This window comes from Colwellia sp. Bg11-28 (assembly GCF_002836245.1).
Lineage (GTDB): Bacteria > Pseudomonadota > Gammaproteobacteria > Enterobacterales > Alteromonadaceae > Colwellia > Colwellia psychrerythraea_A.
Map to the genome: position 1 here is coordinate 1 of NZ_PJBA01000001.1, position 14188 is coordinate 14188.

Sequence of the window (14188 nt, forward strand, 5' to 3'; positions counted from 1 at the left end):
CCTTGCCGTTAACATCTTTCACTTGTACCGTGATGGTCGAGATGCTGGTGCCATCAGCAACCAACGTGGTCGGGTTTGCGCTAATAACCGATTGTCCCGCATCTGGCGCCCCATTCTTCAAAATGATGGACGCATCATCGGTGATAACAATACTGTTCAGTGTGCCCGTAATAGTGGCGGTGCCAACGGTAGTTGCACTGGTATAAATAGCCGTATACGTGCCGTCATTGTTATCCGTAACAGCAGCTATGGTGCCTGACGAAGCCGTTAAATTCACGGTATCCCCGCCATTGTTGACATTATTACCATTACTGTCTTTCACTTGTACCGTGATGGTCGAGGTACTGCTGCCATCAGCAACCAACGTGGTTGGGTTCGCCGTGATCAGCGATTTAAGCGGATCCCCTGCGCCCGGAATAAAAGTAACCGATACTGTATCGGTAAGGGTACCATCAGACACAGTGGCACCTATTACACTTATGCCAGCCTTGACATTGGTAACGTTAACCAAACATTTACCAAAAAAGTTAGTTGTACAGCTGCCGATAATTGCCCCGTTAGTTGCACTAAAAGATACCTCCTTACGTTCAGAGCCATTACCATTAACGTCGAGAAGAGTAGCTTGTATCGTATTAATATCGACACCATCGGCGATGGCATCATCGGCAACAATCGTGAGTGTAGAATTATCTAGATCAACTTCAAAGTCGAAAGGGCAAGAAGCACCATCATTGAATACCAAATTTGGACCATTGGCTAAGACGGTCGTACGTCCCGTGGTTAAATTGATACTAAAGATTTTTCCTGGCTTATTCTGATAGCCTATATATGTACCTGCTGGTGTAAAGTATGATGCGCCAACAGCATCATTAACTTGTGAACTAATAGGAGCAGCATTACCTTTCCTAACAATCGTTGTAGGATTATTGATATCATCAAACTCAATTTGAACTAATTGATTACTTGAATTACGCTTGTTCGATGCATACAAACTTAGGCTGACTGGATCAATCGCTATATCAGCTATATTAAAATTATGTGCACTAAATTTTTTAAAGCTCATATCTGTTATATCAACGACATATACTGGTTTACGGACACCTGTTAGATAGTACAGATTATTTATAGGGCTAAATGCCCCTGCGACTAAACCACTTGAGCTTACATTGGCACCCGCTTCATCAATAATAGTACCGTTATTTTCAGGTATGCCTGCTAGCTCAACGACATTATTTCGATCGATGCGAAAAATAATCAGACGTTTGCCTTTGCCATCGTTTAAGTTCGCCCTGACCACTGTATACAGAAAATTATCGATTGGATTAAAAGCTAATGAATTAGTTAATGACACACTATTAGCACCTGGCAATAAAGCTTTTATTTGCACTTCTATGCTTTCATTATTCGGAGACAGTCTTGGCGTAAATACTAAACCAGATTCATCTAATTTGGCTTCAAATAATTTTGTATCACCGTTAGTCGGAAAGGTTTGATATATCTGGCCATCACAAGTAAAGTTCTCTGTCAAGCTACCAACTACAACCCCCGCATTCGCCTCCCCAAGGAATAACAAAAAAATAAAACTTAACAGTAATGTATGACGGGTTAGATCACGGAAAGAGTAAAAATTAATCACAGAGCACCTTTATCGCATAGTATATTTATATAAATCTAACTTTATATACGAAGAGGAGTTGCAAATAGTTGCAGACAGTTACAGGTAATTACAGATAGTTACAGATTAAAGAACCCATGATAATTTCAACTATTTTAGAAGGACAAACTTTTCGTTAAACTAGCAAGGAATAAAAACAAGCAAACATTATTAATATTTCAGTATTTAAAAGATTAGTATAGGCTAACGATCTGTAGTAACACTGCTAGTATGTACATAGGTATACACTTCAGTCATATTCCTAATGCATGATCAAGAACACTTTTTTGAGTAGCACAAGAATCAATTCGGTGTGATTGTTAAGAGCGACTTAAAATAAGTTATAGACATACTAGATCAGATTATTCTGGGCAGGATGCTAATGAATACCGAAGACCTGATGCTTATGCTTATGCTTATGCTTATGCTTATGCTTATGAATCTTCCGCGCCATGATGATTGAATAAAAGTTATTGGCAAACTTGCTTTGAAAATCAACTTATCCAACGTTCTAAAGAACCTGAGATCTGCTTATGCGACGACCATAGCCTTTAGCTCTAGATCAGATAGGTTAACGCTTGGCTTTTTTTCTTTCGGACGGTAGGCCACCAATTCCGCCATTAAATTAAACATAAAGCCATTCATACTTCGATGTCTTGAGTATTCAATAAACGAAATATCCTTTAATTGGTTGTTAATCGTTTCAATCATAAAGCGCTTTGAGAGCATTGCTCTATCCCATAATTAAATTGCTTTAGCTTTGATGTTTTTACGAGCCTTGGTGATAAGTTGTACGCCATTATCAAATAATTTAACCTCTAGCGCTTTGCTAACAGTAGTCTTTATCTCCGTATAATTTATCTGTCAACCATCGAACTAGTTCAGCAACAGTTCGGGTAACGTGGACCTTCCCAGTAGTCAACTTCGCAGTAACTAGTTCACTTTTATAATTGACGTTAATGTGAAGTTTAAATCCATAAAACCATCCCATAGTACCTTTACCTCTTTGCGCAATATAATCAAATTTTTTGTGTCTAGGAACACAGATGTTATGGCAAACCTTTAGCGTCGTTGAGACAATGAATCCTGTGTCTGTAAGCTTGCCTTTTAATAAGGTGAAATAAGCACACATCGGCAAAATAGCACTAGGCATGACTTCAATAATACGTGTGTTACTGAAGAGGCTGGGAAAGTCTTTTTTATAAAATAGAGAGGAATAACCAAGATATTAATTTTAAAAATCGCGGCAATGAGACATATGAAAACTAATCACTATGGTCATTATTTCACTCATCGACATCGCAATATAAATCAACTAATTTCTTATCCCGGACAAGGGATAAGTAGTAACATAATCAATGCATCATGGGTATAGATATGGCCAAGCCATTAAGTTTAATAACTTAGATATTACGTACGAATACGTAAAAATCAATAAAAGTATAAAAATGGATATTCTAATTCAGTGATTAAACGAAAGGTAGGTATTTTATTTTTCTGCTCAAAATAAAATACCTATATGCCGAAAACCAACTCTATTCTGAAGAGTGTGAGTATACAAGAATAAAATGTTTTTCTAACGGCTATTAAAAGTTCAAATAGAGGTTTTACAGATTATAGCTATACATTAAGAACAATTTCTTTATCCTCTGCGTTTTCAGGGTTTGAGCATTGCTAGGATCAAAATAGGCAAATCGTAATTTTAGTTCGTGCTTCCGGTTATATTGATAGATTAAGTCTGCATTAAACTCGCTGCCGACATCAATATTATTTTTTACGCTGTCATATTGATGCAGACGTAAATCAAGAGTAAAAGGACGCTTTTTCCAAAGTAATCTTACGGAAGCATCCATTAACCCTTCTTTTGGAGTCGTTAGGAATTGATCTGTCCATCCTTGAAATTTATGTAGCGTCGCCAAAGGCGTAATAAACGCTTCATCGTCCTTTTGACCAAGCTGTTCCTGACGAATGCTTAATTGCCATGATTGTACTTTAGCACCAAGCTCCCATTGCCAATAATTTATCCAGTCTCTAGTTGTTGACTTTTGTTTTTTTTGCCACGCAGATTCAATTGAACCAATCCATTTTATTGCACCTATTTTATGCCGAAAATTACTGCTAAAACCAAAAGTTCGATTAGAAAAAAGCACTGCATCATAGTTATCGACAACATAAGCATAAGCGCTCAAATCAGCATATTGCCATTCCTTAAACTCTAAATTAAGAAGGTGAGCATTAACATCATGTTTTCCCAATTGCCCAACAGGGCGTTTGCCCTTTAAAGGGATAAACCGTATATCACTTGTTGATAAGCTACTGTCCGCGTCTCGACCAAAAATACGATTAACCTGGGATATATAAGCGTAATCAAATGATACTCCCGATAACAGTAATTTGGTTATCCGAAGACCGTCATAAGTCTGATCATTTTGTCGAAATCCAACATCCCCGACAAAACGCTCATTACCATGTTTAATAGACTGTCGACCAAGAGTAAAGAAATAATCATCAAAAGAATAATTAACAAATGCCTGATTAACGTCGATTCCGGCTGGATCGGCAATCACTGGCTTATCAATAAAAACCACTCCATCACTATGTTGATCATTTAAATAAGCTTGGACATAATCGAGCTGAAGAAAAAGTGACAATGAATTGGTAAGTTTTTTTGAAGCATCTAGCCTGAGCTTAACGGTCAGTGCCTCTGCACTCAGAGCAGCTTGTTTAACTGACTCGTAACGCACACGGGTGGCAAAACTAAATTCTGTCTCTGTTACACTATTTTCCGCAAACGTTTCGCCGACATAAACGGTAAGAAAAAGTAACGCAGTAAAGATTTTAAATATTTTTTTCATTAATTCCAATCGTCCGCATTGCCATCGTGCAATGCTGTGAGTCCATTTATGGAGTCTAGATGGTCGTAAAATTCATCTGACATAGGGTTTTGTCTTGTATCGAGATATTTGAGAGAAGATAATTTTTTTATATCTATAATTTCCAATTGGTTGTTAAAAATATTAAGTTTCACCAGATTACCTGCATTATTGATACTCAGATTAATTAATTCATTATTGTTGGCTTTTATTGTACTTAGCAGCGGCACATTATCAATATCAAGGCTGATAAGTTTATTTTTAAAAGCATATAAGGTTGTTAAGTTATAAATATTTTTTAGCTGTAAATATGTAAGCTTATTTCCGGCGACATTCACATAGCGAAGACGTGGTAACAAGGATAAGTCAATCTCTTTAATGTTATTGTTATAAAGGGACAGTTTTTCAAGCTGACTAAATTGGTAAAGTCCGGATACAGATTGAATACTTTTATTATGGCAAGTGATTTCTTTAAATTCAGCTGATGTTAACCAGCCATATTTATCTGCAATTTCTTCGAGGCAAATTTGGAAGTTTTTATCCGCAACTGGAATTCTATTTTCATTATCAGCCAGATCTGTCGCCATAGCCAGACTAATAAAAACCTGAACAAATAAACAATATAAAAACAATTTAAATGACCGGCCTATATAAGATAAGCTATCGATAAAAGCGTTATAATACAAAAGTCACTCCTACGAAGGTTTCATTCGAACACAAATCCCTTGCGCAACAATCGAAGTGCTTGGTTCGTCAACTGGTGAACCGCCCTGTTCTTCAAATGTTAACATAAGCGACTCCGCATCAGTAATCAAACGCCAGTTTGCTTCACTTAGCAATAAGTATTCAGTCTTCTCATTATCAAAGACACCAATGGACCTAGTGATACCATCACGCCTTGATTTAGCCCATAGCTGATAATCTAAATTCGGCTTGATGTTTTGTTCTCCCCAGTTTAACCATAATATTTTAGAGGCACTATTCGCCATAGTGGTTAAGCTTATTTGATCTTGTTGTGTTGTCATGATTGCAACATAATCAATAGGAATACCAGCATCAAGGGGTGACCGCCAGGGTTTAAGAATAATGGCAACTATACCGAGACAAGTCAAAGCCCCATAAAGTGACCACTTGACTCTTTCTCTCCATGATATTTTGGTGACTTTTTTCTCAGGCTTTAGCTGACTTTGAATATTGTTCCAGACATTACTATTTGGTACTCGCGTTGCACTCGTGTCTTGCAGTGAACTTAAGTCTTCTTCCCATTGCTGAATAAGTGTTAATAACCCCTCTTCATTTTGTAATCGCTGCTCAAAAGCTTTACGTTCGCTACCTTCGAGTGTCCCTATTACATATTCAAAAGCGATAGCACTATCATCATGCTTTTGTGATACTGTCCTTCCCATAACTCCCTCAACCTATTCAATGAATTAATACTAATAAACCACATTCAGATATGCAAAAAACTAGCTATAGTTGACTTTACAACTGCTAATTTTTATTCGCTCATCAACATATTGATAATGCCTGATTATATAAACACTTTAATATGCTTAAATTTTTAAATTGTTGTAAATTCATACGGCAAGGCTAGTGTAGGTGAACCCATTTAAGCTGAATGATTTATCATGCACTTTTTCAACAACCTTGCACTTCGTAACAGCCATGACTTTACGGTATTAGTATTGGTATTAAACGCGCTAGCCAATTCATCACGGCTGTAACCATAAATGTAAGCAAGCTTAATACACCGTCTCTTATCCTCATTAAGCTTTTCCAAACAATTACTTAAATTACTATTAGGTTCAAAGTCTTCATGTGAGACATTATATGCAAATGAGGAAATATTTTCGAGATCCATACTAGGATCACGCTGAATGTAGTGCCGTCTTTCTAATGCCAATTTATCCAGCGCACGATAACGGATAATGCTTGTCATCCAGGTTAGTGCACGGCTCTTATCTGGTCGATATGTTGATGCATTTTTCCATATTTGCAAAAAACCATCTTGTAAAACGTCATCACTAAATTCCTGAGAACGTAATATATTATAGGCAACTTGATTTAAATAATGACTAGTCAACTGATACAATTCTTTCATCGATTTATCATCTTTTAATGAACAACGAGCAATTAATTCTATTAGCTTATTATTATTATCAATCACAGTCACTTTCCAATAGAGCTGTTATTTTGCTCATTAGATTTTTTGATCTTAATGCAATAATTCTTACTTTTAGTACTTTAGTAACGATTATAACCATAATTTAGTTTATATTCCGAAAATTAAAAGTGTTATTAAAAATTTGATAAACTTATTTTATCAAATTTAGGGGAAGATCATAATTTGTGAATTACAACTTCCTAAAAAACAAATCCATTTGTTCATACATGCTAGCTGGTTATTCGATAGGCTGATCCAAAAAGCTCTTTGATAAATCAGTGTCAATTATTTTGCTAAATAATATAATGATTTATTAACTCTATCCTCCTAGGTTTTATTTTTTGGCTTAATCCCACCCGATCATTTATAGTCGTAAAGTTAGATAAATTATTTTCCTTTTTATGAAAAACTTTTGTTGTCATCTCTAAAGCTCTCAGCAATGAATATATACTCTATATTACACATACGATTGTTATGACAAATTAGTTGCACTAATAAATATAAAAATATATTTCAAAAACAACAAGCAAGTAAAAGCACGTGTAATTTTGCTCTGTCCTGCCATGATCGTACCCGCGTTAATGCTATATCCCCCCCCTCAATCAAAATAGGCGTTGATGCATTAATTCCACTAAGTGTTATGAATTCAGATAACACTTAGCTATCTGACGCTAAATTAGTTGTGCAGAAAACTAAAAGGATCTGCCATGGTTCAGGTATTTCTATATTGAGACACAACTAAGTACTCGATACTTCATAGCTTTGACTAGTGTTACTTTTTTGTTGATCTATTTTTTTAAAGGTCGCAATAAATAGTGCATCACAGCATCTATGGAAAATATTAGGTTAACTTAGCACCTTTCACCTTTCACCTTTCACCTTTCAAACAAATTATTTTATAAAAAGAGTTCGTAATTGAACTCTTCACCTTCATCAAGTTGCTCTCCTAAAGGGCTAGCAAGTGTATAGACTGTATGTTTTTTAAACTGAATATTTATGTGGGTAACATCTGAACTTAACAGCGTTAAATTGAGCTGTAACGTACGATCGTTAATTATGTTTAACTCCATATTTTCTGATGGTAAAAACACACCATTCTCATTGTCTGAAACACAGTAACTACCAGTAGTTAAAAACATTTTAATGGCTGCTATTGATCCCTTAAAATTTTTTGCCTCGACTATCGGTTGAACATACGTTAAGTTCTCAAAGTTCATTGACTTATTAAACCAAAACACAATGACTAAACACCTATCTTGTCGCCACTTATAATCAACGATTGATTCTACTTCGTTTTCACCTTTAGATACGTTCATTAGATTACTTCCTTCTAGTGGACTCACTTGACTAATTTTTGGTGACACATTACTACTTTCTGCAACCAAAACCCTTTGACCTATTCAGAGTTTTTTGGTATTTCTCAGGTAGGCTGGTTTCCGGAGTGGCATTGGACTACCGGCTAAACTTACATATAAATAACTGTTCAATTGTTTAATGCATCTCCAGGTAATACTCTCTTAAATTCTGCATTTGAGGAATCAACGATAATTAAGTTAACTATGGTATTTCAATACTTGATAAATTTTGCCCTACCGCAGGACTTTCAACGCCATTACACGTTGAAAAAGAGGGGTGTTTTCTGTATACCATCGTCGGTAGCATCATCAATAACACGGTAATCTACTACAATGACGGTTTGAATTGGTGTGCTCTGGTCAGTAACTCTCATCTACCGCCCACGTTGCCCCTGATGCCAATATAATTAAACTTATTCTGTATTAAGTAAATTCCATTTAATTAACAGCTCATAAAGTTATACGTCATGAATACAGCAAGAGTTGCAGGTAGAGATAAAATATTCACGTCAAGTTCATTATAACTAAACAACCACAGTCTAAATACGGTGGGTTAAAAACCTGCGGACTGCATTTCCGCTAAAGCCGATTACTCCACCTCAAAGTTGTCATTCGGTTTGCGCTTAAAGTGATGTTCTAAATATTCTTTGACCTTCTCTTTATTTAATTCTCCTGCTGTTACACAGAAATAACCTCTAGCCCAAAAGTGTTGTCCACAATATCGTTTCTTCAATTGAAGAAGGCGACTTTTTTATTTCGTAAGGTTTCAAATTTTAAGAATGTAAAGTGGAGGATGACCCTGTAACAAAGTCTGTGTGAAGACCTATTATTAATACCCATATAGGGTTAAGTCTAGACAGACTATGAAGAAGAAAGAACTAGAAGCATTTGTAAAGCAAGTAGCTATCAGAGCAAGACTTAACAGGCTTTCGTAAAATATTAACCAAGATAACCGTAGAGGCAGCTTTAAACGCTGAGCTTGAAGAACACCTTAATCATGCGCTTCATGAATAATCCAATACCAAAAATAACCCTAACGGTTACTCATCAAAGACTATTCGGACCGAAGACGGCCAAGTTGGCCTTGAAACTCCACGCGTGTCACCCAATTTGCATTGTGCAATTAGTTCAATTAGTTCAATTAGTTCATCTTCCGAGTTATCGGAGAGTTATCGGAGAGTTGTTCAATGCTTGAAAGGTCTATAGGCATTTTTGCTTCTTTAAACTATTGTACATATTAACTACCATTACTTTAGCAATTGAATCTATTAACAATCAAGACGAGAGATAGTTTATGACAACCTCTCTCTCGTCTTGATAAATACAGGATTAATTATTAAAAATAGAAGTGGCTTTGGATAAAGACCATATCGCTATTTTGTTGTGGTTTTTGCGGTATATCTTGTTTCAGTCTTAAACCTAAACGTAATTGAACATTCGATAAAGGCGTATATTCAGTGATAAATGAATATCTTGTTTGCTCATCCTCATTAACGTCTTGGTCTGGATCAAAATATTCTGCCGTTAATTTAAAATTCCAACCTTGTTGCCACTGATAGTTAACTTCCGCTAAAGTTACCAATTGTTTAATATCTTGCTGAGTAAAGCTATTCCCTTCTTCTAATATCAAATAATCAATTTCGGCTAGAAACGTTAAATCTCGCCATTGTGTACCGCCATATAAATTCAACATTTGTACTTGCTGTTCGCCATCATTGAGAACAGCGCTCAATCCTAATCTGAAATTCGTAAACAAATGCTCAACTCTCATACCATAGAGTAAACTGTCGTCATTATTACTGGCCTGGCTTGTGCCATTAGCCACATAGAAATTTGCTGATACATCATTATGGTTAATACCATATTCCACACCATTATCGCTATTGTCAAAATTCATCCCTGTAGCTTGGCGGATAAAAGCAGAGTCGTCTTCTATGCGTAATCCGTAGGGGAGAAATAGCTTTCCTGCTTTAAGGTAACTCTCGTTAAAAAGATCATTTTGTTCAAATTTATACATAACCAATGCTTCACGGTTAATCGCACTGCCTGGTGCAACTTGCTGATCAATATACAAGGATAAGCCCGAATCAGGTATTTCTATATTGATATACAACTGAGTACTAGAGACTTCAAACCCTTGACTCGTGTTATCAGTTTTTTGTTCTGTCTTTTGATAGGTGCCATTAAATCTTGAATCAGCACCCACTGTTATATATTGAGTTAACCTCGCAAGCTTTGCACTGTCATAACTGCTCGCCTTTGCTGGTAGTAAGTTTTGCCCATATATTCGACCAAAATCATTACGCAACCCACCACCATTAGGGTTTACATGACAAGCAGCACATTTAAGATTATTTTTAATCGCTAAATACGGCTCAGCTTTACTACTAAAACTGATTAAAAGGGATATAAATAAAAGTCCGCTTAATAACCATGTTAGAAATTTTGTGCTAACAGGTTCAATTTCAGTATTCATACTGTTTGTTTTATAAAGAAAGTTCATAAGTAAATACTCCGCCTTCAGTTCCATTTTCATCGCCATCAAGTTGTTGTCCTAAACGCGTTGCGAGTGTTGAGATGGTAGGGTTATTTAATTCAATCGTTAACCGTGTAATATCTGAACTTAATTGTGTTAAATTTAATTGTAAAGAATGATCGTTAATTATTTTTAACTCCATGTTTTCTGATGGTAATAACCAGTCACTTTCTATATATGAAACCCCGCCATTACCTGTTTGTGATACATTCCGACTAATTGCCTTAACCAAAAGTTGTTCCACCGTTAAACCAGTAAAGTCCATTGATTTATTAAACCAAAAAACAACAACTAAACCACCTTCTTGTTGCCACAGAGTACCAATAAGGTGATCAACGCTTAATTCGTCATTATTCTCATATTGAAGTACGTTCATTGGATTACTTCCTCCTTGTTTACTGACATTACTAATTTTTGCCGAAACATTACTGCTTTGCGGTATTAAAGCGCCTTGATCTATCCATAACTTTATGGCATTAATCGCGTCTTCAGGTAAAGCGGATCCCCCTAGTGGCATTCGACTACCTGCTAGGCTATTCCCTGTGATTTTTAAATATAAATAACTATTTAATGCATCCCCTGGTAATACGCGCTTAAATTCTGCGTTAGATGAATCCACATTAATTAAGTTAGCAATTGTGTTTTCAATACTTGATAGATTTTGTCCTGCTGCTGGATTTGCGCCGCCATGACAAGTTGAACAAATTGGCGTAAATACATGCTCTTGAAGTGATATTAGTGTTGGTTGTATACCCTCATCAGCTGTATCATCTTCTTCATCAATAACCACAATAACTTCTTCAAGTGGCCGGCCTTGTTCGTTTAAATCTTCTCCACTACCCGACTCACACCCTGATAACAGTACAATTAAGCTTATAATGACAATTTTTTTCATGTTCATTCTCTTTTAAATTTTTATCTCTTTGAATAAAAATAAAACATGCTAAGAAACTACTCAGCATGTTTTCTTTAATTGGCTATCAATTAAGGACGGGCTAGTGGCCAGCCGCCGTAAAGACCACCGATTGCACCAATACCATTCGCGCTATCGCTAGCAAGGAAATACAGTGGTAACCCTTTATAAGCCCACTGGAAGGTAGTGGTATTATTTTCATCTCGTTCAATAATTGAGTAATCACCAAATGCTTGATCAGCGGATGTAGCATAAAGCGGTGGCCAAGTACTTGCGCAGCTATCAAAACAAGTACTTTCACCAGAGTTGGCCGTATCATTGTCGAAGGTATAAAGCGTTATGCCCTGTAGTTCTCCGCCAGTTTTACCTTGGCTATCTAATACATCACCATGAGCAACTAACCGTAAACCATGCGTTGCATCATCATCAACTTTAACCGGTGCTGGACGAGCGATGTGCCATATAGAACCTACATTTTCACCCTTAGTATCTTCTGCTGTTTCATCTGAAGCAAAAAAGTAAAGTGGTTGGCCATTAATTGCCCATTGCTTCATATCATTACTACGTGTGATTATTGAAAATGGAGCTGTTGCTTCATCTGCATCACTTGCTAACAATGCCGGCCATGCATCCAAACAACCTGCTTCACAGTTACTTGTGCCTGCGGTATCATTATCAAAGGTATATAAAGCAAAACCTGACATGTCAGCTAATTCTTTAACAAACTCGTCTGTAATAGGGTCACGAGCTGTAATATAAACAGAACCTGTTGTTGTAACTGTTGCCCCCAAAGTATTACTTTCTTCTTGTAAAGAAGTGATGATTTTTGGTTCAATTAAATGCCATACCCCGCCAGCACCATCGCCATTTATGTCACCACGTGCTTCATCATTTTTGAAAAAGTATAATGGCTGACCAGAATATGCCCATTGCTTAGTGCCATCCGTACGCTCAAAAATTGTGTAATCACCAATGGCAACTTCATCATCATTAGGCACAAATGCAGGCCAGCTAACTAAACAATTATCTTCACAGTTAGACGTTTCCGCGCCATCATTGTCGAAAACATACAAGCTAAATCCATCTTTATCCATTTCAGTTACGCTAAAGTCAGTTGTACTTTCGCCAACTGGCATTAGTACATTAACTTTACCCGTAGCAGAAAGTGAGCGACCATTGTCCGTTGTACGTTGAATGGCTGGTTTTTTTGTAGCCGTATGCCAAACATTACCTGCTTCATCACCTTTAACATCACCCGCTACAACATCATTCGCAAAGAAGTAAAGTGGTTTGCCTTTATACGCCCATTGAACGTTACCATTCGTAGCAGTGATAAGGCTAAGTGGTGCCATAGCCATCGAACCTTCATCCGCTAACAATGGAGGCCATGCATTTATACAAGCACCGGCACAAGCTGAATCATCTATAGGGTCGTTATCAAACGTGTAAAGCGTAAAACCTTCTTTGTTTAAACGCACCGCTTCAAGTACACCTGCACTGTCAGTAACTGAAGCAATTGTTTCGTTACCAACATAAGTAGCAACGCCATTAATAGCCGCGCTTGTTAAAGGCATTGGGCGTGATAAATGCCATACACCACCGACACCATCACCGTTGATATCACCTTGAGCGGTATCTTCAAACCATTGGTATAAAGGTTTACCTTTATAAGCCCATTGAGAATCCCCCGTATCACGGGTAATAATAGTCATAAGATCCGTTGCAACCGCGCCATCTCCTACGAGTAATGGTGGCCATTTACCTGCACAAGTATCTGTATCTTCTGGTGTACCTAAACAAGTTGAAGTGTCTACTGAGTCATTGTCAAAGGTATAAAGAGATAAACCTGATTCTGCAATGATCAACGAACCGTTATCATTAATAACACTAACAGTAGGGGTAGCCACTTGTATTGGAAATGCAGCTACGGGCGGTATAAAAACAGGTTCTGGTGTTTTGGAATCAGAACCTCCACATGCTGATAACACAGCCATACTCAGACTAGAGAGTAAAATTATACCGACATTCGATTTTTTCATTTTATTTTGCATGATGTATTCCATTAAGTTCATGAAGTATTTAAATACTAAGTTTCATGAAGTAATACGCCAAGAGTGAAAAAAAGTTGCGGGTAAAGATAAAATATTTCAATGCTTTGCCTAAGCTTTCGCATTTTTCATATAAAACAATATGATGTTCATTTACCAATAGATTACAGGTTGACCATTTTGGCCAAACCAACTCACAAGAAAGTTTTAGAACGTTTATGAATAAATATAACTTAATGCCTAATAAATTAGTCATTACGTTCGATAATGGATTGTACTTTAGCCAATAAATTTTCAAAATCGTCACTCGAATCTCGATTACTGCTCAATTTTCAGGTTCCGTTTTGGATTTTTGCTCTAATTTGCTCTCTCTTCCATGTGAGGCTTCTTATTGTGTCAGTAGATAGATCTGACTCAGGAAAATTTCTCGCTAAATTGGATCTAAATTGCATTCTTTGGTTTATAACTGTCTGGTCTATTTTATCGAACAAGTATATCCATCCAGTAGTTACATTTTCACGATTATTTAAAATGTCTTGAGCGCTAAAGTTGTGCTTTTTATTTCCATATGCTTCAACCGTATAATGAATTAAGGATCCTCGGCATCTTTTTTATTGCCTGAAATATTCCTTGGAAGCCATTATA

General features: G+C 36.6%; 9 protein-coding genes and 2 pseudogenes. All 11 read right to left on the reverse strand.

Annotated features, from left to right (window positions below; translation table 11 throughout):
• On the reverse strand, positions 1 to 1636 hold a 1636-nt coding region (locus CXF79_RS00005; RefSeq protein WP_198560009.1), incomplete at its 3' end, for an invasin domain 3-containing protein.
• Positions 1637 to 2185: 549 nt separating this feature from the next.
• A pseudogene (locus CXF79_RS23900) lies at positions 2186 to 2954 on the reverse strand (IS982 family transposase); the annotation flags it as partial.
• Positions 2955 to 3261: 307 nt separating this feature from the next.
• A complete protein-coding gene (locus CXF79_RS00015) occupies positions 3262 to 4509 on the reverse strand; it encodes an alginate export family protein (protein WP_101153455.1) in 1248 nt (415 codons plus the stop codon).
• Positions 4509 to 5213, reverse strand: coding sequence for a leucine-rich repeat domain-containing protein (locus tag CXF79_RS00020; protein WP_101153456.1), 705 nt, complete (start codon positions 5211 to 5213; stop codon positions 4509 to 4511). Before CXF79_RS00020 ends, CXF79_RS00015 begins: the two co-directional genes overlap by 1 nt.
• A 9-nt stretch (positions 5214 to 5222) precedes the next feature.
• A complete protein-coding gene (locus CXF79_RS00025) occupies positions 5223 to 5933 on the reverse strand; it encodes an anti-sigma factor (protein WP_101153457.1) in 711 nt (236 codons plus the stop codon).
• Between the two features lie 203 nt (positions 5934 to 6136).
• Entirely contained in the window at positions 6137 to 6694 is a 558-nt protein-coding gene (locus CXF79_RS00030; RefSeq protein WP_101153458.1) for an RNA polymerase sigma factor, read from the reverse strand.
• A gap of 893 nt (positions 6695 to 7587) precedes the next feature.
• The gene (locus CXF79_RS00035) at positions 7588 to 8007 is read right to left on the reverse strand and encodes a hypothetical protein (RefSeq protein ID WP_101153459.1); all 420 of its coding nucleotides are present in this window, start codon (positions 8005 to 8007) and stop codon (positions 7588 to 7590) included.
• A 628-nt stretch (positions 8008 to 8635) separates the two neighbouring features.
• Positions 8636 to 8779, reverse strand: a pseudogene (locus CXF79_RS00040) (transposase); the annotation flags it as partial.
• 603 nt (positions 8780 to 9382) lie between these two features.
• Positions 9383 to 10522 carry a hypothetical protein gene (locus CXF79_RS00045; RefSeq protein ID WP_157825817.1) on the reverse strand — a complete coding sequence of 380 codons (1140 nt, stop codon included), beginning with the start codon at positions 10520 to 10522 and terminating at the stop codon, positions 9383 to 9385.
• A gap of 10 nt (positions 10523 to 10532) precedes the next feature.
• A complete protein-coding gene (locus tag CXF79_RS00050) occupies positions 10533 to 11477 on the reverse strand; it encodes a hypothetical protein (RefSeq protein ID WP_101153461.1) in 945 nt (314 codons plus the stop codon).
• An 89-nt stretch (positions 11478 to 11566) separates the two neighbouring features.
• Positions 11567 to 13546, reverse strand: a complete 1980-nt coding sequence (locus tag CXF79_RS00055; RefSeq protein WP_198560011.1) for a hypothetical protein — start codon at positions 13544 to 13546, stop codon at positions 11567 to 11569.
• Positions 13547 to 14188 lie beyond the last annotated feature (642 nt).